The organism is Bacillus sp. FSL K6-1012, from assembly GCF_037964915.1.
GTDB lineage: Bacteria > Bacillota > Bacilli > Bacillales > Bacillaceae > Bacillus > Bacillus halotolerans.
Window position 1 is genome coordinate 4,191,702 of the sequence record NZ_CP150175.1, and the last position, 21,939, is coordinate 4,213,640.

General features: G+C 44.8%; 21 protein-coding genes and 4 tRNA genes. 5 read left to right on the forward strand and 20 right to left on the reverse strand.

Translation table 11 applies throughout. The annotated features are described in order from the left end of the window. Positions 1–11: 11 nt before the first annotated feature. The 3 genes from NSS75_RS21670 to NSS75_RS21680 all read right to left on the reverse strand — a co-directional run bounded on the left by NSS75_RS21670 (position 12) and on the right by NSS75_RS21680 (position 2,543). Entirely contained in the window at positions 12–1,175 is a 1,164-nt protein-coding gene (locus NSS75_RS21670; protein WP_339235128.1) for a hypothetical protein, read from the reverse strand. A 10-nt stretch (positions 1,176–1,185) separates the two neighbouring features. Beyond that, positions 1,186–1,923, reverse strand: coding sequence for a YiiX/YebB-like N1pC/P60 family cysteine hydrolase (locus NSS75_RS21675; protein WP_188323412.1), 738 nt, complete (start codon positions 1,921–1,923; stop codon positions 1,186–1,188). A 149-nt stretch (positions 1,924–2,072) separates the two neighbouring features. After that, positions 2,073–2,543, reverse strand: a complete 471-nt coding sequence (locus NSS75_RS21680) for a GNAT family N-acetyltransferase (protein WP_339235131.1) — start codon at positions 2,541–2,543, stop codon at positions 2,073–2,075. Between the two features lie 109 nt (positions 2,544–2,652). Between NSS75_RS21680 and NSS75_RS21685 the strand changes: the two genes are divergently transcribed. Together NSS75_RS21685 and NSS75_RS21690 are read left to right on the forward strand one after the other, a co-directional pair. Continuing rightward, positions 2,653–3,750 (forward strand): Rap family tetratricopeptide repeat protein, encoded by a 1,098-nt coding sequence (locus tag NSS75_RS21685; protein WP_339235133.1) that lies wholly within the window; start codon positions 2,653–2,655, stop codon positions 3,748–3,750. Then, complete coding sequence (locus tag NSS75_RS21690) at positions 3,751–3,867, forward strand: Phr family secreted Rap phosphatase inhibitor (protein ID WP_010332587.1); 117 nt, start codon at positions 3,751–3,753, stop codon at positions 3,865–3,867. Between the two features lie 40 nt (positions 3,868–3,907). Here the strand turns inward: NSS75_RS21690 and rocF are convergent, their stop codons facing one another. The 3 genes from rocF to rocD all read right to left on the reverse strand — a co-directional run bounded on the left by rocF (position 3,908) and on the right by rocD (position 7,704). Next, on the reverse strand, positions 3,908–4,798 hold the full coding sequence (gene rocF / locus NSS75_RS21695) for an arginase (protein WP_024123509.1): 891 nt from the start codon (positions 4,796–4,798) through the stop codon (positions 3,908–3,910). 73 nt (positions 4,799–4,871) lie between these two features. Continuing rightward, complete coding sequence (locus tag NSS75_RS21700) at positions 4,872–6,275, reverse strand: amino acid permease (RefSeq protein ID WP_101859655.1); 1,404 nt, start codon at positions 6,273–6,275, stop codon at positions 4,872–4,874. A gap of 223 nt (positions 6,276–6,498) precedes the next feature. Beyond that, on the reverse strand, positions 6,499–7,704 hold the full coding sequence (gene rocD, locus NSS75_RS21705) for an ornithine aminotransferase (RefSeq protein WP_024123511.1): 1,206 nt from the start codon (positions 7,702–7,704) through the stop codon (positions 6,499–6,501). Positions 7,705–7,944: 240 nt separating this feature from the next. Here rocD and rocR point away from each other — a divergent pair, with 240 nt between their 5' ends. Beyond that, a complete protein-coding gene (gene rocR, locus NSS75_RS21710) occupies positions 7,945–9,327 on the forward strand; it encodes an arginine utilization regulatory protein RocR (protein ID WP_339235137.1) in 1,383 nt (460 codons plus the stop codon). A 461-nt stretch (positions 9,328–9,788) separates the two neighbouring features. On the opposite strand, the gene htrC is transcribed toward rocR, so the two are convergent. The 13 genes from htrC to dnaB form a co-directional block, all read right to left on the reverse strand. Then, a complete protein-coding gene (gene htrC, locus NSS75_RS21715; RefSeq protein ID WP_216394741.1) occupies positions 9,789–10,988 on the reverse strand; it encodes a serine protease HtrC in 1,200 nt (399 codons plus the stop codon). A gap of 81 nt (positions 10,989–11,069) precedes the next feature. After that, positions 11,070–11,864 (reverse strand): MBL fold metallo-hydrolase, encoded by a 795-nt coding sequence (locus tag NSS75_RS21720; protein ID WP_339235140.1) that lies wholly within the window; start codon positions 11,862–11,864, stop codon positions 11,070–11,072. A 14-nt stretch (positions 11,865–11,878) separates the two neighbouring features. Beyond that, positions 11,879–12,724 (reverse strand): two-component system regulatory protein YycI, encoded by an 846-nt coding sequence (gene yycI / locus NSS75_RS21725; RefSeq protein ID WP_024123516.1) that lies wholly within the window; start codon positions 12,722–12,724, stop codon positions 11,879–11,881. Then, complete coding sequence (gene yycH / locus NSS75_RS21730; protein WP_339235144.1) at positions 12,711–14,078, reverse strand: two-component system activity regulator YycH; 1,368 nt, start codon at positions 14,076–14,078, stop codon at positions 12,711–12,713. The genes yycI and yycH overlap by 14 nt, the downstream gene beginning before the upstream one ends. Then, a complete protein-coding gene (walK, locus tag NSS75_RS21735; RefSeq protein WP_010332598.1) occupies positions 14,068–15,903 on the reverse strand; it encodes a cell wall metabolism sensor histidine kinase WalK in 1,836 nt (611 codons plus the stop codon). Before walK ends, yycH begins: the two co-directional genes overlap by 11 nt. Positions 15,904–15,909: 6 nt before the next feature. Beyond that, positions 15,910–16,617, reverse strand: a complete 708-nt coding sequence (walR, locus tag NSS75_RS21740; protein ID WP_010332599.1) for a cell wall metabolism DNA-binding response regulator WalR — start codon at positions 16,615–16,617, stop codon at positions 15,910–15,912. Positions 16,618–17,000: 383 nt separating this feature from the next. Continuing rightward, positions 17,001–17,073: transfer RNA gene (locus NSS75_RS21745), tRNA-Phe, on the reverse strand. A gap of 35 nt (positions 17,074–17,108) precedes the next feature. Then, positions 17,109–17,185, reverse strand: a tRNA-Asp gene (locus tag NSS75_RS21750). Between the two features lie 82 nt (positions 17,186–17,267). Continuing rightward, positions 17,268–17,339 (reverse strand) — tRNA-Glu (locus NSS75_RS21755). A gap of 10 nt (positions 17,340–17,349) precedes the next feature. Further along, a tRNA-Lys gene (locus tag NSS75_RS21760) sits at positions 17,350–17,425 on the reverse strand. A 222-nt stretch (positions 17,426–17,647) separates the two neighbouring features. Next, a complete protein-coding gene (purA, locus tag NSS75_RS21765; protein WP_101859653.1) occupies positions 17,648–18,940 on the reverse strand; it encodes an adenylosuccinate synthase in 1,293 nt (430 codons plus the stop codon). Positions 18,941–19,146: 206 nt separating this feature from the next. Continuing rightward, positions 19,147–19,566 (reverse strand): VOC family protein, encoded by a 420-nt coding sequence (locus tag NSS75_RS21770; protein ID WP_339235147.1) that lies wholly within the window; start codon positions 19,564–19,566, stop codon positions 19,147–19,149. 119 nt (positions 19,567–19,685) lie between these two features. Then, a complete protein-coding gene (gene dnaB, locus NSS75_RS21775; RefSeq protein ID WP_010332602.1) occupies positions 19,686–21,050 on the reverse strand; it encodes a replicative DNA helicase in 1,365 nt (454 codons plus the stop codon). A 170-nt stretch (positions 21,051–21,220) separates the two neighbouring features. On the opposite strand from dnaB, the gene NSS75_RS21780 reads away from it, so the two are divergent. Continuing rightward, the gene (locus tag NSS75_RS21780; protein WP_038954329.1) at positions 21,221–21,421 is read left to right on the forward strand and encodes a DUF2188 domain-containing protein; all 201 of its coding nucleotides are present in this window, start codon (positions 21,221–21,223) and stop codon (positions 21,419–21,421) included. A 49-nt stretch (positions 21,422–21,470) separates the two neighbouring features. On the opposite strand, the gene NSS75_RS21785 is transcribed toward NSS75_RS21780, so the two are convergent. Next, complete coding sequence (locus tag NSS75_RS21785; protein WP_059335329.1) at positions 21,471–21,674, reverse strand: hypothetical protein; 204 nt, start codon at positions 21,672–21,674, stop codon at positions 21,471–21,473. Between the two features lie 120 nt (positions 21,675–21,794). Here NSS75_RS21785 and NSS75_RS21790 point away from each other — a divergent pair, with 120 nt between their 5' ends. Next, positions 21,795–21,935 carry a YycC family protein gene (locus NSS75_RS21790; protein ID WP_003242786.1) on the forward strand — a complete coding sequence of 47 codons (141 nt, stop codon included), beginning with the start codon at positions 21,795–21,797 and terminating at the stop codon, positions 21,933–21,935. The last annotated feature ends 4 nt before the right edge of the window (positions 21,936–21,939 follow it).

Here is a 21,939-nt window from a genome sequence, read left to right on the forward strand (position 1 = left end):
CCCCCTTCACCTTAAAAATCCTTCATCACCTCAAAATCATACAGCTTCAAATGACTTTTCGGCGCCACGATCTCCTTTACCTTCCCGATCTCTTTTTCCTTCACTTTCTTTCCGGTTTTCAAGCTGTATTGTTCAATGTATGCAGGCTGGTTGTAGATGTATGTGAAGAAAAAGAGGCTGCTGCCTTTTTGTGTGATTTCTTTGAAATCGGCCTTCATTTTTTCTGGGGAAAGGGCGAAGGCAATCCGGCTTTTTCCTGTCTTTGCATCGATTTTGTACACCTTTCCGAAGCCGTCAATGAAGTACAGGTGCCTATCATAAGAGAAAAAGCTGTTTTTGAAGCTGAAGGGCATGGAGCTGTATATTGTTTGTTCGTCGTTTTTGTATTCGGCGATATCGTAAAGCTCCACCTTGCCGTTTTTCTTATTGATTTTCACCATTTGATAGAGATTGCTGGCTTTTTGCCCCCGAACCATCACATATACAGCTTGATCGTCCGCAGCAAGCTGAGACTCTATTGAGGCTCCTTCCCGATACTGCCATTCCGTGATGGCGTGATAGGTAAGCTTCTTTTGATCGGCCTGAATTTGAAGGAGCTGATAGCCTTTCTCGTCGTCTGTCGGGACAAGTGCGTAAATGGCGCCACCGTGAAAACCGGAGGCTCGGATGTAGTAAGGAATGACGTCTTTTTTCCACTCTCCGTTCATCTGGCGGTACAGCTCTGAGCGGTACCCGTCTCCCTTTTTGTCGTAGCCGGAATTGTAGAGGGTGTAAAAACCATCCGTATTTTGCAGAAAGCCTGCGCTGTCTCCAGTGTGCTGATAGGCTCTTTTATGGGAGCTCAGGCCGTCTTTGATCGTGAAAATCGTGTTTTTGTCCTCCAGCATCACACTGTCGCCGTGAACCTTGGCTGAGCCCAGCTCAAGGCCCTTCATCTTAAATGACGACAGCGAACCGTCTTGGCTGATAAACAGGGCATAGCTTTTCCCGCCGCCGAATGCATCTTGATCCGCTGAGGTTGAGAAATACAGCAGGACTTCTTTGTCGTTCAGAAAATCAGGGTCTCGGAGATCCTGCTGACTCACGGCTTTATGGCTTTTTAGAGGAGAAACGAAGACAAATAATGCGATTCCTGCGAGCATCAGCAAGGCGATGGTGATCATCCAACTTTTCATATCCGCCTCCTTAATGGATCGTCATGACGGTTGTCGTATAGGAAGAACTTGTGATGTCGCGCGGGTAAACGCCTAACCCTTTATTGCTGTCGATATCAATGCCGGCTTTCAGTAAAAATGCAGACCATAGGAGCTTCGAACAGTTTTTTGCGCCGTCATGGCCGGTATTTCTGTTATTGACGAAGTTAAATGAGTATGGGTCGCCGACTCTTGATACCGCCCAGTCGGCAGCTGATGTTTTTTTAGATGAGGTGACATTGACTGTCTGTACGATGGAGTTGTCTTCCACGTCTCTGGCATTATAAGCAATTTGTCTGACGCCGTCGCTTGGAACAGATTCAACAATTTTGTCAGCGGCGGAGTACATGCCGACGTGGCCATGGTTGTAGTAGGCTGTGTAGGAGTTGGTGTAGTAGATGTTTCCTTTCGAGCTTGTGGGAAGTTTTTTCGTACCGGATGAGCCGCCCATCATGGACATGCCGCTTTCCTTGGCGAGCCGGTCTCCTTCTGCTTTATCGGCGGTGATTTCATTGTAAAACTGTTTGAGAATGACATCGGTCTTTACGCGCTGCTGTTTGGCAATCTGGCTGGCGGATTTTGTGATTTCTTCTGAGGTCGTGCCTGGCTGAAGCGCTGCAATTTCTTCAGCATAGTTCGTGGCCTTTACAGCTTTGACGGGAGAAATAAACAGGCCGCCGCTAATTGTAAGCGCTACCAAAATAATAAACATTTTTCCCTTAATACTCATAACATCTCCTCTTTTCATGTGTGTTAGGAAAGATGATTTCCTTTATCAACATTATATTAGGGAAATGTGGAAGGTAGCTAGGTGATTTACAGAATTTTTAGAAATCATTTACAGGAAGGTTGTCTCACAAAAAAAGGCCTTCCCCAGACCTAGAGCTTCTTACTCATGATCACATCAGTCTCCTGAAATCCAGTTTGCTCATACAGCCGCCTTGCTGTCTCATTGTGAGCGAATACGTGGAGAGACAGCTTTCGAATGCCCATGTTTCTCGCCATCTCATCCAGTGCGTTCAAGGCTTGCTTCGCGAAACCTTTTCCCCGATATGATTCATACAGCCCGAAATCGTAAATAAACGCTTCCTGCTGCGGGTGTTCCGGTTCTGCGTGAATCCAAAGCCAGCCAGCCGTTTCCTTTCCGTTCAGGATGATACTCCACAAATGGTGATGATGCGTGTGCAGCCCATTCGGCAGCAAATCAGAAAAAGTCTGTTTGGACAAAAGCATGGCCTCATCAGGGAGCCACGATCCTGCCTTTACCTTTTCTCTTGCATAATGCTTTGTCGTGTATGTCAGATAGGATCGAAATTCTTCGATCTGCATGGGGGTTAGCGTGATGGTCATATAGCTTCTCCTTTATTTATTGACTAGAGGATTTTACATAAAATAGAAAGAGGTGTTACTATCAAGATAAGCAAATAGATTGATAAATGAATAGAGAAGGGAGTTTCAAATGAATAAGATTGCACCCGCAGAAATCGCTAACATGCTCAACGATTGGTACCTTGCGATCAAGAAACATGAAGTTGAAGAGTCCGCCCATATCTTTGAAGAAGTGAAGCCTTTATTGGATGATATGGAAGAGGATCAGGAGGTGCTTGCCTACTTCTCCTTATTAGAATTGCGCCATAAAGTATTGCTTCATGAAGCGAGAGGGCTGGGCTTTGAGCATGAGGAGTCTCCTCATATGAATGCTACGTCAGACATGCTGAAATATTACTTTTTTCTGTTTGAAGGCATGTATGAAGCCTATAAAAATCATTACGAAATTGCCATCGGGCTCTATAAAGAAGCGGAGCAGTATCTCAGCAACATCCCCGATCCGATCGAAAAAGCCGAATTTCATCTGAAGGTCGGCAAGCTCTATTATAAGCTGGGACAAAATATGGTGTCTCTCAACCATACACGGCAAGCGGTCAAAACGTTCAGAGAAGAAACGGATTACAAAAAGAAACTCGCCTCCGCATTAATTACGATGTCAGGCAATTTTACCGAGATGAACCAGTTTGAAGAGGCGGAAACTTATTTGGATGAAGCCATTCGCATGACGAGAGAATTAGAGGATCATTTTTTTGAGGCCCAGCTTTTACATAACTTTGGACTTCTCCATGCCCAAAGCGGTAAATCAGACAAGGCCATCTCAAAATTAGAAGAGGCTTTACAGAACGAAGAGTACGCCCGATCTGCCTATTACTATCATTCTGTTTACTTGCTGATACGAGAGCTGTTTAAGATTGAAAAGAAAGAACAGGCCCTAGCTTATTACCAAAAATTGAAGGAAAAATTAAATACTGAGCCGAATAAAATATGTGAGGCGAAAATTGATATGTTATATGCCATTTACGCAGAAGGAGGTCATGCGGAAACGTTTCACTTATGCAAAGAACATATGGATGTGTTGATGTCGGAGAGAGAATACGACAGTGTAAGAGAACTTTCCATTTTGGCTGGCGAACGGTATAGGGAAAATGAGCTTTATAAAGAAGCTGCCCACTTTTTTTATGAAGCGATACAGATTGAGGAACTCATTAAACAAACGGAGGTTATGTAAATGAAAAAATTTCTAATTGGCGCAGGCGTTGCAGCAGTGATTTTATCCGGCTGGTTTATTGCAGATCATCAATCACACTCACAAGAGATGAAAGTCGCTGAGAAAATGATTGGATAATAAAGAAAACCCCCGCTGGGATGCGGGGGTTTTCACATGTCTACAGCAATTTCTTCCCTAGCAGGGATTCTACGAGCTCTACTGCTGTTTGACCAGTCTTGTTTTCGTGATCAAGAATCGGGTTGACCTCAACAAATTCAGCTGAGGTAATGATACCTGCGTCATACAGCATTTCCATAGCCAGGTGGCTTTCGCGGTAGCTGATGCCGCCGACGACAGGGGTTCCGACACCCGGTGCGTCGTTTGGATCAAGTCCGTCCAGATCAAGGCTGAGATGGACGCCGTCGCAGTCTGATAAATAATCGAGGGTTTCTTCGATCACCTTTGTCATGCCGAGGCGGTCGATTTCGTGCATGGTGTACACCTTCATGCCGCTTTCCTTAATATACTGGCGCTCTCCTTCATCAAGTGACCGGGCGCCGATAATGACAACATTTTCCGGTTTGATTTTAGGCGCATATCCTTCAAGGTTCACCAGTGACTCGTGTCCGATGCCAAGGCTGACGGCCAGCGGCATGCCGTGAATATTGCCTGAAGGTGATGTTTCAAGCGTATTCAGGTCACCGTGTGCGTCATACCAGATGACGCCGAGCTTATCGTAATGCTTCGCTGTACCTGCGAGCGTGCCGATCGCGATACTGTGATCGCCGCCCAAGACAAGCGGGAATTTTTTCTCTTCAATCACGGTGTTCACCTTTTGAGCGAGCTTTTCGTTTCCTGCCAGTACGGAATTTAGGTTTTTCAGTTCTTCATCGTTTTTGATCTTTTCACGGCTGATCGGAATGTCACCGAGATCTTCAACCGTATAACCCATTTCTGACAGCCTCTCAATCAAATGGGCATACCGGATGGCACTTGGTCCCATGTCCACTCCGCGTCGTGCTTGTCCTAAATCCATTGGCATTCCAATAACCGAAATCGTTTTATCCATCTGTGATTCCACCTCAACATATAAGATAATGTCCTATGCGGGTTATAACAAAGATGACTTGCGGACAACGTTTTTAAAGCTCTAGCTGACGATTTGCCTGCTTGCGTTTTTTAATGACGACATGATAAATGATGTAGCAAATGACCATAAACGGTACTCCGCAATACAGCGCGATACGCTGCTCCGGATCAAACGCGAGACTGATGAGAACAACTGTATTTAACGTCAGGCCGATCAGCGGAAGCACCGGATATAGCGGTGTTTTAAATTTCAAATCTTCCGTCTTGCCGCCTTCACGGATATATTTTCGTCTGAATCTGATTTGGGAAAGCGAGATCGCGATCCAGCCGACCTGTGCGCTCATGCCCGCCAAGGATAGAAGCACCATATACACGGTTTCGGCCGCCGCTACTTTTGACAGAAGCGACAGGCAGGCCACAGCCATCGTTACAATTAACGCGTTCAGCGGCACGCCTCTTTTATTTGTTTTGCCGAGCGCTTTGAAGGCCTGTCCTTCATTCGCCATCGCGTACAGGATACGAGTCGATGCGTATAAACCTGAGTTTGCAACGGATAGCAGCGCAATTAAAATAACAAAGTTCATGATATCAGCGGCATATGGAATTCCGATTTGCTCAAATACGGCAACAAACGGACTTTCCACAACACCCGCCTGTTTCCACGGAATCATGCCGGCAATGACAATGATTGAAAGAACAAAGAAGACAAGTGTTCTCCATACTGTCTGTTTGATGGACCGCGGAATCGTTTTTTCAGGGTTTTCACTTTCTCCCGCTGCAACCCCGATCAGCTCAGTTCCCTGGAATGCGAAGTTCACGGTAATCATCGTTATCAATATTGCCTTTATGCCGTTCGGGAATAACCCATCTTCATAAAAATGCGTCAGAAACGGCGCTTGCTCTCCGCCTTTTAGGTCAATGAAGCCGAACATAGCGGCTCCGCCGAGAATAATAAATAAAAGGATAATCAATATTTTAATGCCCGAAAACCAAAATTCAGATTCTGCAAAGGCTTTCGCGGTTATTGCATTTAAGATAAACATTAGGGCCGCAAAGACCAGACACCAAATCCAGACATCAACGTGCGGAAACCAGCGGAGCATCAGCTGCCCCGCTGACAAAAATTCTATTGCGCATGTAACTGCCCAGCCGAGCCAGTACAGCCAGCCGAATGCAAACCCGAAGGCCGGGCTGATAAATTTTGTCGCATAGGTCTGGAAGGACCCTGATACAGGAAAGGCGACCGCAAGCTCCCCTAAGCAGAGCATGGTCAAAAACATGATAAAGCCGCCCACTAAATAAGACAGAACCGCGCCGAGCGGTCCCGCTTGGTTAATGGTAAACCCGGTTCCCAGGAAGAAACCGGTTCCGATCACTCCGCCCAATGAAATCATAAACAAGTGGCGAGATTTCATTGTCCGCTGGAGCTGATTTCCGTTATCTTGGTTCGTATTCACATTCTGCACCCCTTCAGCAACTTGTATTGGATCTAAGCTGGAACATCTACATGGTGCGTATCCCAGTTTGCTGTCCAAAGAGTCTCTATCTATTTAATATAAAATTCACTTCTTCTCATAAAGATACATTATACTAAAATACTGTAGCTGAGCAAATAGGGAGTGCTAATTTTTCTGTTGTAAATTTATACAAACGAAGTGAATATCCCGCCATGATGCGGATTTATGCCTTTTGCAGCACATGCTTAATTTTTTCAATCGCCCAATCCAAATCCTTTTTGGAAATGATTAATGGCGGTGCAAAACGAATGACGGTATCATGCGTTTCCTTGCATAAAAGTCCTTCATCTTTTAAACGCTCACAATACGGACGCGCCGCTTCCGTCAGTTCCACACCGATAAACAGCCCTCTGCCGCGGACTTCTTTAATGATAGGGTTATCAATGCTCTCCAGCTCTTGTTTAAAATACTCGCCAAGCTCAAGAGAACGCTCCGCCAGCTTTTCATCTTCCAGCACTTCCAGTGAGGCGATGGACACCGCACATGCCAGCGGATTTCCGCCAAATGTGGAGCCGTGTGAGCCCGGGTTAAACACGCCTAAAACGTCGCGGTCCGCCGCAATGCATGAGATCGGGAACACACCGCCGCCAAGCGCTTTCCCCAAAATGTACATATCAGGATCAATGCCATCCCAGTCACAAGCGAATGTCTTACCTGTACGTCCGAGACCCGTCTGAATTTCATCGGCAATCAACAGCACATTTTCTTCCTTACAAATTGCCGCCGCTTCCTGCAAAAATCCTTCAGGCGGAATCACAATGCCCGCTTCGCCTTGAATCGGTTCAAATAAGAATGCCGCTGTGTTTGGCGTAATCGCCTGGCGCAGCGCTTCCGCATCTCCGTAAGGGATTAGTTTGATTCCCGGAAGCATCGGGCCGAACCCTCTTTTATACTCTTCTTCAGAAGAAAGAGAAACCGCCAGCATCGTCCGGCCATGGAAATTTCCGACGCACGCAATGATCTCCGCCTGATTGTCCGCCACGCCCTTCACTTCATAAGCCCAGCGTCTCGCTGCTTTCACCGCAGACTCAACCGCTTCAGCCCCCGTATTCATCGGCAGAATCATTTCTTTGCCCGTCAGCTTAGCCGCCTTTTCGTAAAACGGTCCGAGCTGATCGTTGTGAAACGCGCGAGACGTCAGCGTGATTTTATCAGCCTGATCCTTTAACGCCTGAATGATCTTCGGATGTCTGTGCCCCTGATTCACCGCAGAATAAGCACTCAGCATATCCATATATTCATTGCCTTCCGGGTCCTTTACCCAAGCACCCAGCGCTTCAGAAATAACAATCGGCAGCGGATGATAATTGTTGGCACCGTAATGAGACGTCTGATCAATAATTTCTTTGGATTTTGATAAAGCTGGCATATTTGAATTCCCCCTTGTTTTCTGTTTCAACACTATATCCTGCTTTCCCTTTTTATAAATGCAAGTTTCGTGCCAACTCGCACATTCGTGTATTTTCTACAATATTCGAGGCAAGGGTGCAAAAATATTCAGATATTTTGAGCGGGATTTTCATATAGTGCAAAATTCTTTTGCATATCCTCTCCATTCTTTTATAAAATAGAAGCAATATTAAGAAAATAAATGAGGGAGGTTTATACTTTGGTCAAAGACAGCGAATTCCTCACATTAGTGTTTCAGAGCATTTTGGATGAAATTGATGTCGGCCTGCACGTGGTGGACGAGCATGGAAACACGATTGTTTATAACAACAAAATGATGCAAATTGAAGATATGGAGAAGCAGGACGTTTTAAATAAAAACCTGATGGATGTATTTATGTTTTCGAAGCAGCAGGACAGCACACTTGTGCAAGCCCTTCAGGAAGGCAAAACGATCAAAAATGTAAAGCAGAGCTATTTCAATAATAAAGGCCAGGAAATTACGACAATCAATCATACATATCCGATCGTCCAAGACGGCAACATCAAAGGCGCTGTCGAAATTGCCAAGGACGTGACAAAGCTGGAACGCCTGATCAGAGAGAATATGCATAAAAAAGGAAACGCGACTTACACATTTGACAGCATTCTCGGCACCAGTCCGGCGATTCAGGATGTCATCGAAAATGCCAAGCGGGCGACCCGCACGTCTTCATCGATTCTTCTCGCAGGTGAAACCGGCACGGGAAAAGAGCTGTTCGCACAAAGTATCCATAACGGCAGCGACCGATCAAGCGGCCCGTTCATTTCTCAAAACTGTGCGGCTCTGCCGGACAGCCTGGTGGAAAGCATCCTGTTCGGTACGAAAAAAGGCGCGTTTACAGGTGCCGTTGACCAGCCTGGCTTGTTTGAGCAAGCGCATGGCGGCACACTTCTGTTAGATGAAATCAACTCACTGAATTTGAGCTTGCAGGCAAAATTGCTGCGCGCCCTGCAAGAACGGAAAATCAGACGCATTGGTTCGACCAAGGATACACCGATTGACGTGCGCATTATCGCCACGATGAACGAAGACCCGATTGATGCCATTGCGGGTGAACGAATGCGCAAGGACTTGTATTACAGGCTGAGCGTCGTGACACTGATCATCCCGCCGCTTCGGGAACGCAAAGAGGACATTTTGCTTCTCGCGTCAGAGTTCATCCAGAAAAACAACCACCTGTTTCAAATGAATGTCGAACATATCAGTGAAGATGTGAAGCAATTTTTCTTATCCTATGATTGGCCGGGAAATATTCGCGAACTTGAGCATATGATCGAGGGTGCGATGAATTTCATGACAGATGAACAAACGATTACGGCCAACCATCTGCCATATCAATACCGCATGAAAATCAAGCCGGCAGACATCTCGAAGACGGAACCCGCAGGGCATCAGCCCGCCGCTGATTTAAAAGAAAAAATGGAGAGCTTTGAAAAATATGTGATCGAAAACATCCTTAGAAAACACAGCCATAACATTTCAAAAACCGCTCAGGAGCTCGGCATCAGCAGACAAAGCCTTCAATACCGGCTGAAGAAGTTTTCACTGCACGCAAAATAACAATCTTCTTTACCCGAGGGGAGCCGGATCAGAAAAACCGTTCCTCTTCCGATTTCACTTTTCACTTCAATTGTCGTTTAAATCTGATGATAAGGAGGAAATACCAAGGAGCTGTTCAATCAGCTCAAATGAAGAAAGTGGACGGCGTATACGTCTATGTCATTAAAGTGCTTGGAGAAGATGGCAAACTTCATACCTTCAATGTCCACAGCAGCATGAAAGTAATGAAGCATCAGGTTCAGAAACCATCACAAAAGCAAAAGCACATAGCATTGCGGTTACAAATACAAAGGTACCGGGAAATCTTCTACGTTGTCAAAAGAAAACGGAAGTATTTGCAGCTCACAAGCCCTTACATGCTGTTTCACGTGTAACATCCATGTATTTTCTATGGAACGGACGTAACCCCCGTTCCGTTTTTTTGCATAAAAAACAGCCTGGCATCAGTGCCAGACTGCTTTTTAACTTCCTAACTGATCTGCGGAGGACAGCTTCACTTCAACGGATTTTTCTTTTCCGCCGCGGTAAAACGTCACCTTCACCCGATCACCGACTCTTTTCTGATAAAGCCGCTTCCGAAGATCCACAATATCATTTATTTTTTGACCGTCAAATTCAGTGATGACATCCAGCTCCTTGAGTCCCGCTTTTCCGGCAGGTGAAAAGGCATCTACACCCATTATCACCGCTCCATTGGTCACATGTTTAGGAAGCTTCAGTGTTTCATCCCAATGATAGCTTGCAATATCGCTTAACGATTTCATTTCAATTCCAAGAAACGGACGCTTCACTTTGCCGTATTTCTCTAAATCCTCTATCACCGGGATCACAAGCTTAGATGGAATGGACAGGCCAATCCCTTCAACCGCTGACTCCGCGATTTTCATTGAATTGATGCCAATGACTTTTCCGTCCATATTCAACAAAGCTCCGCCGCTGTTCCCCGGGTTAATGGCCGCATCGGTTTGCAGCACCTCTGCATTCCAGTCAGGCTGACCGTCATCATTGGAATCTACCGGAATCGCCCTCTCTGTTCCCGATATGACGCCCTGTGTGACAGAACCTGCAAATTCAAGGCCTAACGGATTGCCGATCGCAATCACCGGTTCACCTGATTTCACTTTATCTGAATTGCCAAAATCAGCGACAGCTTTGATTTTATCGCTTTTCACCCGCAAAACGGCAAGATCCATCAGCTGGTCGCTGCCGACAAGCTCAGCAGACACGCGCGAACCGTCTTTTAAACTGATTTCAATTTGGGAAGCGCCCTCGATCACATGATGATTGGTCACGACATAAGCAGAGTTGTCATTTTTCTTATAGATGACGCCTGAGCCGCTCCCAGCCTCACCGCTTTCTCCCCAAATATCTGTTTTTTGAATGTTTACGACGCCGACAACAGCTGGCGACACATCGCTGACAATCTGAGTGACAGCGTTGTTCACACTGACATTCACTGTTCGAATTGATTCCCGGCCGTTGGTCTGCTGCTGATCCGCCTCGCCCGTATCAAACCCCTCATTTGAAAGGTACGGCATAATAAACGCCATCAATACAGCGCCGACAATCACCCCGATCAGGCTTGAAAGAAAATAACCTTTTTTGCTTCTCTTCGGCTGTTCAGGAGTATTATGTTCTTCCTCACGCTCGTAATCCACCATATTCCATCCTTTCAGAGAACGTTGATATGGTTATATTGTGGATTAGAAACTCCTATAATAGTCATGTTACACAAGAAAAAATTATACAGCGCAAAGCGGAGTAGCCTTTTTCGGATCGGTATCAAACAAATCAAATGTTTCGCCTGTCACAAATCCTTTAGAAGCCAATGTCTGCTGGACAGACATTCTGGCCAGCTCTTTCATATTGTTGTCCTGACTCAAATGAGCGAGGTAGATACGAGACGTCTCGTCGCCGATGACATCAGTCATCGCCAACGCAGCATCTTCATTTGAAACGTGCCCGACGTCACTTAAAATCCGCCGCTTAATGCTCCAAGGGTATCTTCCCATTTGCAGCATGCCGACATCATGATTGCTTTCAAAAACGAACACATTCGCCGAGCGGATAATGCCCTTCATCCGGTCGCTGACATACCCTGTATCTGTCATTAAAGCGAGCTTGCGCCCATTACAATGAAACACATAAAACATGGGCTCTGCCGCATCGTGAGAGACGCCAAACGATTCTACATCAAGTCCGCCAAACGACTTCACCGTCTCCATCGGAAACTCAAACTTTTGATCGGTATCAATTTTGCCGATCTGGTTCTCCATCGCCTTCCACGTCTTCTTGTTCGCATAGATCGGAAGCTTGTACTTTCTGGCGATGACGCCGAGGCCTTTAATATGGTCACTATGCTCATGCGTCACAAAAATGCCGTCCACATCATCCAGCTTACGTCCGATTTGCGCCATTAATCCGTCCATGGCTTTCCCGCTCAAACCGGCGTCCACTAAAAACGCGTGATCCTCTGTTTCCAGGTAAAACGCATTTCCCGTACTCCCGCTCGCAAGAACGCTAAATTGCAAGCTCATTTCAGTTCACTCCATTATTTTGATTGGTCTGTATCTAAAATCGTACTCTCCAAAGCATTCACAGTAAAATACTCTTGCACTTTCTTTTTCTCGCCGTTCACTTTTTTATCATACTCCACCGTAACTCTCCATACCGGAGCCAGCACCTGCGTGCTTGTCAGCGGATATTGCGCCACATAGCCGAATTTCACACTCTTTATGGTGCAGTATTCTTTTAATTGATTTTGATAGTACAATAATTCAACCGCATCAAGCTCAGTAATTAAGTTTTCTTTCTGAATCTGCTTAAAGGTTTCAAGCGTCGACTGCTCGTATGACACAACCTCGTTTTTATCGTTTAAGTGCAAAATCACTTGTCCGATCATATTAGAGGAGTTGTCAGTCTTCTGATAAATGTAATGACCTTCATACGTTTGGAAGTAAATGATTTCTTTTTTAGATTTATCCACCTTCCAAAGCTTATATTTTTCACCATCTTGAATTTTAGAAGACACAAGCGCCTGTGCATCGTCCTCTATGTTTTTCTTTGAAAGGGCAATCGGGCTCGTAAACTTCATCTTTAGGTTCGTTACTTTATGATCATCACTAGGCATATCCATCATAGGCTTTTGATCCTTGAGTGATTCAATATCATCCTTCGTGAAGACTTTTTGATTCGCTGTGATCCGATAGCCTTCTATCGCTTCTTTATCCAGACCTTCATACGTGATATGGTCTGCCTTCATGTCATGCTCTACATCATTTTTAATGACTTCATATTCTTTACTATTAGATCGCTTCTCAAAAAACTGATAGCCTAAGAAAATATCTAAAATGAGGAAGGCAACGATGAAGATTGTTTTTGTCTTATTCCACTCCATTGTCTGCCCCCTCCTTCGTCAATAATTCCTTCGTAATCGGCACCATTTTTCCGTTTATTTTCATAGCCCAAACCGGTTCAAGCTCAACAAGAGGATCATCGTTGGTTGATGTTGAGATCATCTGATACGCAGGGAAAATCTGATCAATTTTGTCCGTATCATACGCCGTTTGTTTGGACAGAAGGACCCTCACTTCCCTGCCGCTCATCAGCTGTGTCTCACTTGTTTTAATCGGATTCGTTCCAAGACTGTAGTTCGGCCGTTTATAGCTGAGAATATCGTCATTGGCCCATTGGACGGTGATTGCCGAAGTTCCGCCAAACGGTTTAGACATGCTGTTAATGACCGGAAGCTGATCCATAAAGATATAGAAGCTCAGCTGCTGGCTGTCGTTGATATTAAAAAATTGATAGTGATCCGTCCAGCTTCCTGTATCCTCTAGGTACTTCTGGCTCTTTTTGATTAATTCACCTGTTTGATACGAAGTGCTCTGCACTAAATTACGCTGCTGGAATTGAACCTGCCGCTGGGTCAGGCTGACATCTAAACGGCTGATGCCGTCCGTCAGTACATTTCTGTTATTATAATTCGAATCTTCTCTTACAATGCTCGGATCACTGAACAGCGCTTGTTTAAAAGTGTTTGTTTTAATTGATTCCGTGACAAATTCCTTTTTATCCATCGTAAGCGATTTGTTCGGAAGCAAAAACTCTTTCTTTGTGCCGATCGAGAACAAGCTGTACGCAGGCATATTTGATTCTTTGTTTTTTAAATCGTTCATGATATTCCGGTAGTTTGCTGATTCAACCGTCACTTCCAGAATAAGCTGCTTGCTGTAAGATACCAAATAAATCTTCTTATTCGTTTTTGTTTCATCGAATGGGATCATAATATGATCAAACGAGCTGTATTCAAACGATTGATTGGACCATTTAAACAGCGTTTGAATAATATCAATAGGTATCGTGTCACTGAATTGCAGATCAAGCTTGGCAGCAGAACCGCCTCTTCCATAAAACCAGCTCTTAAATCCGGCCTTATCATATTGATCCGATATATCTTTAATGCCTTTTACATCCCAATGCGGCAAATCTGACCAGACTTCATCATAAAGCGTTTCATCATCGACCTTATAATGAGCACCGTCATCATGAATAAACATTTCCCGCGGTTTTACCGTTTCAGACAGCTTTTGGATATTTTTTTCAATTTTATGCTTCTCACGCACCGTAGACTCTGCTGATGACGAGTCTTCAGAAAAATTAGGCTGAAATGTCCATATGCTCCATGTAAAAACAAGACTGATGACGACGAGTACCGTAAGTAATATTGTTTTTATATTTTCACGCTTCATCCCAATCATCCTCTTGTTCCTCTTTATATGGAAGAGTAAAAGTTATCGTTGTGCCTTTTCCTTCTACACTGTCTGCCCAAATATCTCCGCCGTGCGCCTGAACCATTTCCCTGGCAATGGCAAGTCCCAGACCGGTCCCGCCGAGCTTTCTCGTTCTCGCTTTATCAACCCTGTAGAAGCGGTCAAAGACTTTTTCGACATCCTTTTTCGGAATCCCGATCCCTTCATCCTTAACGCTGATATAGAGAAGTTCTTCCTCTTCATTTACGTCAATTGAGAAGGTGACATGTCCGCCTTCAGGTGAATATTTTAAAGCGTTGGAAATAATATTATCGAGCACCTGCGTAATTTTATCCTGGTCAATCTCCACATACAGGTTTCTGTCCGGCAGATTGCGGATAAATTCCACATGCTGTTCCTTCGTCATTTCAAAACGATCAATAATGAGCGACATAAATCGGACGATTTGAATCCACTCACGATTAAATTGATAATCCTTGCTGTCAAATTTAGAAAGCTGAAGCAAATCGTTTACAAGCCGAATCATCCGCTCTGTTTCATTCTGCGTCACCATTAAGAAACGCGGTGCAATGTCTTTATTTTCCCACGCGCCTTCCGCTAATGCCTCTAAATAACTGCGCATGGTCGTAAGCGGCGTCCGCAGCTCGTGTGATACATTCGCTACAAACTCTCTGCGCTCCTGGTCAATTTTCTCCTGCTCGGTTACATCGTAAATGACAGCAATTAAACCGTCGATTTTGCCATGCTCCCTTTGAATCACGGAGAAATTGACACGAAGCACTGTCAATTCATCGTCGCGCTCAATTTCGAGCAGCATAGAGTCCTGCTGTTCGACTAAATCTTCAAAAGTATAATTCTCTTGAATCCCCAGCAGGCTTGTAATCGGCATTTCTAAGGCTGTTTCACGTGAAACGTTCAGCAGCTCCAGCGCCGGGCTGTTCAAGAGAATAATCGCGCCGTTTCGGTTTGTGGCAATAACGCCATCCGTCATATAGGCAATAACAGAGGAAAGCTTTCTGCGTTCACCCTCTGTCATTGCCTGTGCATCTTCAAGCTCTCTCGTTAAGTGATTAAACGTTGTGGCGAGCTGTCCAATTTCATCATGACCATACTTTCTAACCTTCCTGGAGAAATTCCCTTTCGCAAGCTCCATTGCCTGTTTCCTCATATCTGAAAGCGGGTGGGTAATGGTTCTGGCTAGAAAAATACCGAGAAGGGCTGTCAAAACGAGGGCCAAACCAGTGCCGGAGGCCAGTATTGTGTTGATGGTCTTCATTTGGCCAAAGACATCTTCCATGCTCGCTACCACATAAATCGCTCCGACAACCTCTTGGTTTTCAGTGGTAACGGGCTTTGCGGAAATGAGGACTCTTATTTTGCTTTTCGGATCATAATATTTTCTAGAATAAGACTGTTTAGTAGAAAAAATTCTTTTGAAAATGAGATCCGTCGTTTGTTTCCCTGCAACTTCTTCTCCATATGGCCTTGAAGAGCCAACCACTTCATAGCTTTTATCAACAAAAGTAATTTCCCGAATCTCATCACTCTTCGTGAAATCATTCAAAATACGGCTGACATCATCCTTAATGACGGTGCTGTCATTATCACTCTTATATTCCTGCTCAATATAATAAGAAAGGTTGTCGATTCGCTGATTAAGCGATTGTTCATAAGAGGTAATCAGCGACTTCTCTACCTGATTGACAAAATACACACCAATGACTTGCATCGCGATGATAATCAAAAGCACATAAATCAAGGTAATCTTAAATTGGATCGACCGAAAAAAACCAACCTTATTCATTGGGCATTAGTCCTGTTCAGGGTTTCTCAAGTAATAACCGACGCCGCGGCGTGTGACAATCCAATTTGGATGGCTCGGGTTGTCCTCAATTTTTTCACGAAGGCGGCGCACTGTTACGTCAACCGTTCTGACATCCCCAAAGTAATCGTAGCCCCATACTGTTTGCAGCAAGTGCTCACGTGTCATGACTTGTCCGATGTGTTTTGCCAGGTAATGCAGCAATTCGAACTCACGATGGGTTAATTCGATCGTTTCATCTCGTTTTGACACTACATACGCGTCAGGGAAGATCACGAGGGAGCCGATATGAATATCGTTGGAAGATGATTCTTCCTCCGCTGGCGCTGTTGTCAGCTGGCGGCGCAAGTTCGCTTTCACACGGGCTAAAAGCTCTCGTGTGCTGAATGGTTTCGTAACATAGTCATCCGCGCCGATTTCAAGCCCGATGACCTTATCAATTTCTGAATCCTTAGCCGTCAGCATAATGATAGGCATATCGTATTTCTTTCTGACTTCACGGCATACTTCAACGCCGTCTTTATTCGGAAGCATAATATCTAAAAGAATTAAATCAGGCTGAAGCTCTTCCACCATTTCAACGGCTTCATTTCCGTCATAGGCGCAATGCACTTCATAGCCCTCTTTTCTTAAGTTAAATTCTAATATATCTGCAATCGGTTTTTCATCATCTACTACAAGGATCTTTTTATCCATCATTTTTGATTTCCTCCTGCCGAATGGTCTTCATTTCATCTATATCACATTCGTTACATCACTTATGGCCCAAATAGAACAATGGGTCCTTGTCTATTATAACGGTTTAAGGTCAAAAGATAAAAAAAATAAAGGTTTAGAAAAAAACACATTTTTCACCTTCATCCACCAATTGTCTATCTTTTGTCATGTTTTTCAACTTTTATTAAAAAAGATAATTTAAATGAAACTTCCCCTCACCTGCGTGCGTCTTTTCATTGACGTCTTCTTCTTTGAACCGGCCGCAGGGCCGGTTCTCCCTTTTTCTTCTATTATAACACTCCGCATGTCTATCTTTTCTTAAAAGAAAAAACGCACCTACGATTGCAGATGCGTTTGGTAAGTGGCTCGGGACGGAATCGAACCGCCGACACACGGATTTTCAGTCCGTTGCTCTACCAACTGAGCTACCGAGCCAAATGATTTATTTTTCTCTACTAAGTAAAGTAAAATGGCGGTCCGGACGGGACTCGAACCCGCGACCTCCTGCGTGACAGGCAGGCATTCTAACCAACTGAACTACCGGACCTTACAGTAATTTGTCTGGAGAGCTGTCGTGTCAACTCTCGCAGACAAATAAGGAATTTAGCAATAACGCTAAAGTAAATCAATGACCCGTACGGGATTCGAACCCGTGTTACCGCCGTGAAAGGGCGGTGTCTTAACCGCTTGACCAACGGGCCTTCACAAAAATGGTGAGCCATGAAGGACTCGAACCTTCGACCCTCTGATTAAAAGTCAGATGCTCTACCAACTGAGCTAATGGCTCTTAAGATGCCGGATTTTTCATAGAGCAAACGACTTGGATCAAGTTCTTATCTTGTACTCTATTGAAGCAGTTTCCGTAACAACGAGATTTATAATATCACGAACAAATAGAAGTGGCAATAACTTTTTTGGTTTTTTTTCATATTTTTTTCTCAGACCAACTTATCTGCAGTTTTCAAACAAAAAACAAGCCCCTGAAAACAGGGGCTTGCGGGTATTCTGCTTAGTTCGCACGGTACACGCTGCGAAGGACATTTGTCTGTGAACGGTCTGGACCGACAGAGAAAATAGAAAGCGGAATGCCTGTCAGCTGAGACACACGTTCAAGATAGTGGCGCGCATTTTCCGGAAGCTCGCTGAGGCTCTTCGCACCTGTGATATCTTCAGTCCAGCCTGGCATTTCTTCATAAACCGGTTCACATTCTGCAAGTGCTTTAAGGCTTGCAGGGAACTCTTCGATGACTTCTCCTTTATAACGGTAAGCCACACAAATTTTCAGTGTTTCAATACCTGTTAACACATCAATTGAGTTCAATGAAAGATCTGTGATTCCGCTGACACGGCGGGCGTGGCGGACAACGACACTGTCAAACCAGCCGACACGGCGCGGGCGGCCTGTTGTTGTTCCGTATTCACGTCCGACTTCACGGATTTGATCGCCGATTTCGTCTTTCAGCTCAGTCGGGAAAGGACCATCGCCGACACGAGTCGTATAGGCTTTTGAGACACCGACTACGTGCTTTATTTTTGTCGGGCCGACACCTGAACCGATGGTGACACCGCCGGCAACCGGGTTAGATGACGTAACAAATGGGTATGTTCCTTGATCGATATCAAGCATAACCCCTTGCGCGCCTTCAAATAACACGCGGCGGCCTTCATCAAGCGCATCATTTAAAACAACGGATGTATCGCAGACATATTTCTTAATCTGCTGTCCGTATTCATAATACTCATCTAAGATATCTTCTATTTTAAATCCTTCTGTCTCGTACATTTTCTCAAGCAGACGGTTTTTTTCTTCAAGATTGCGTTCGAGTTTCTCCGCAAACGCGTCACGATCCAACAGATCCGCGATACGAATGCCGATACGGGCTGCTTTATCCATATAAGCAGGGCCGATTCCTTTTTTCGTTGTGCCGATCTTGTTTGCTCCTTTTCGCTCTTCTTCCACTTCATCCAACTTCAAATGATACGGCAGAATGACGTGAGCTCTGTTGCTGATTCTCAGGTTATCTGTACTGACGTTGCGCTCATGAAGATACGCAAGCTCTGTGACTAATGCTTTTGGATCTACAACCATTCCGTTTCCGATCACACACGTCTTATCTTTATAGAAAATTCCAGACGGGATTAAGTGAAGCTTGTATGTGACTCCGTCAAACTTGATGGTGTGCCCTGCGTTATTTCCGCCTTGATAACGGGCGATCACTTCTGCATTTTCTGACAGGAAATCTGTGATTTTACCTTTCCCTTCATCGCCCCATTGCGTACCTACTACAACTACTGAAGACATGTCCGTGCACCTCCGTTAACCTTTCAAAAACGATTCTATTCAAACAAATCAAGTTTATCAGTGAAGAAACAGAAAGTCAATTGTAAATCCGAACATTAAATTCTTGTAAATCCAAATTCGTTCGCTTTAATTGACTTTAGAAGCGTTTTCTTAAAGATTTGCCTTGAAAAGCTCATGAAACTTTTATCCTTTAGCAGAAGAAAGAATCACTTGCCTGAAATCCCTTTTGTGTTCATGAACACGATCCGCCAGCCGTCTGGATCCTCTATCGTCACCCCTCCATGACTCCAGTACGGGTTCTCAGGTTCAGCCTCCTGATAGCCCATGTTTTTTAATTTTGCAGTGATGGCTTTGATTTCTTCTTCGCTCGGCACATAAAAGACGAGCAGGCTGTCTGGGTGGGGAACGGGGGCTGTTCTTTCCTCGTCATGCTCGGTGAATTCCAAGTGGTAATCGGTATGCGGGAGGCCAAACATGACTCCGTCAAACCCATTATGCTGATGAAATTCACCAATTCGTTTTAAGCCCAGCCCTTCTTCATAAAAGCGAATGATCTGATCAAGCCGGCCCGTAGGTCTTGCTATCCTAATTTGTGCGGCATGAAATTGTGAAAAACGCTTTCTCATTGTTACCCTCTCCTTTTTGTCTCATTTTATTAAAACGCTTTCATTTTTACATCAGCTAAGTGGCTGGTTTCTCCTCCGTCTTTTGGATGAAAAAAACCCCAAGAAGAAGCTCTTGGGGTTTACGCACCGGGCGGAACACCTGCGTCGTCAAAACGCCGTTCCAGGTTGACGAATTTATTGTATTCTTTTACGAACGCAAGAGACACGGTTCCTACCGGGCCGTTACGCTGTTTGGCAATAATGATTTCGATAATGTTTTTGTTCTCAGTTTCTTTGTCATAGTAGTCATCACGATAAAGGAACGCGACAATATCTGCATCCTGCTCAATACTTCCTGATTCACGGATATCAGACATCATCGGACGTTTATCCTGACGCTGCTCAACGCCACGCGAAAGCTGAGAAAGCGCGATAACAGGGACTTGAAGCTCTCTGGCGATCGATTTCAGTTCACGGGAAATTTCTGATACTTCCTGCTGACGGTTATCTTTTGAACGGCCGCTTCCCTGGATCAATTGCAGGTAATCGATCAAAATCATGCCAAGACCGCTTTCCTGCTTCAAACGGCGGCATTTGGCACGGATTTCACTGACACGGATACCCGGTGTGTCATCGATATAAATTCCGCTGTTGGACAGGCTTCCCATCGCCATCGTCAGCTTTCCCCAATCCTCTTCTGTCAGATTTCCTGTACGAAGGTTTTGGGCATTGATATTTCCCTCGGCACAAAGCATACGCATAACGAGCTGCTCGGCACCCATCTCAAGACTGAAAATGGCTACACTCTCGTCGGTCTTCGTCGCTACGTTTTGCGCGATATTCAAGGCAAAGGCCGTTTTCCCTACTGACGGACGGGCAGCCACAATAATCAAGTCATTTCGCTGGAATCCGGCAGTCATCCGATCAAGCTCAGAAAACCCTGTCGGAATCCCGGTAATATCGCCTTTTCGATTGTGAAGCTGCTCGATGTTATCATACGTCTGAACAAGGACATCCTTGATATTTTGGAAGGCGCTTGTATTTTTGCGCTGCGCCACTTCCATAATCGTTTTTTCCGCTTCACTGAGTAAATCTTCGACCTCGTCCTCGCGGGTATATCCGTCCTGAGCGATTGTTGTCGCTGTTCTGATTAACCGGCGAAGAATTGATTTTTCCTCAACGATCTTTGCGTAATATTCTATGTTAGCCGCTGTCGGCACCGAGTTTGCGATATCAGTCAGATACGATATGCCTCCCACTTCTTCCAGCAGGTCCGTGTTGGCAAGCTCTGACGTCACCGTAACTAAATCAACCGGTTCACCGCGGTCTCCGAGCACCAGCATCGCATTATAAATTTTTTGGTGGGACATTCTATAGAAATCATCTGGAATCAATACCTCTGAAGCCAGTGTTAAAGCAGACGGCTGTAAAAAAATAGCGCCTAACACGGCTTGTTCGGCTTCTATATTTTGCGGCGGCAGCCGATCATTCAGAAGGTCTGTCATGCTAAGCACCGTCCTCTCATTAAAAAATCTCCAAACTCCATTTTACCATTTATCCAGAAAAAAAATAGAAAAATTCTTTGTTTCCCATTTTTTTCAGTCAGCAGATTGGATAGTTTCGGACAGTGCCAGGCTGGGAAAAAAACTGATAAAACTTGAGGGAGGAATGAATGATGCTGAAAAAATACGCCGTAACACCCAACGTCGATGCGGACGGCTGGTTTATCAAAGTGGAGAATGTGGCGCCTACAGCTTTATACACCTCAAAAGACGCCGCTATTGAAAAAGCGAAGCAGGTAGCCAAAGAGAACAGCCCGGCAAAGCTTGTGATTTATGACCAGCATAAAAATGTGGAAGACGAACTGTCTTTCTAACAAACTGAAAGCCTTCGCTGCCGCGGGGCTTTTTTTAGCGCGTACCACGCTATTCCATCCATTTGAATCCAATACGCATCATGAGATCCGCCGCCTTTTGATACAGCTCCCACTCTTCAAAGGAAGCAAATTTCCCCATCAGCTCCTGAAGCTTATGCCGCAATGCAATATATTCTTCCAATGTGACAGCTTTCTCTGTGTCTATCTGATGCTCATACAGCATTTGTTTTAATAATGATAACGGTTTGTTCATGATGAACCCTCCTTATCTCTTTTATAAGGGGCATTTTCCGAATGCACCATCCCTTTGTGATATCTTCTTACGTTTCACATCTGATTCTTGTACAATGGACAAAAGAGAGGAGGGATCTTTGTGAGACCTTTGCAAATTTCTGCTGAAACTGCACAAAAGCTTGCAGAGTCTTTGAATCTGCCGCTTGAACAGATCATGCATATGCCTCAACATATTCTGCTTGCCAAAATGGCTGAATTGCAGAAAGAGGACAAATCATAACCTG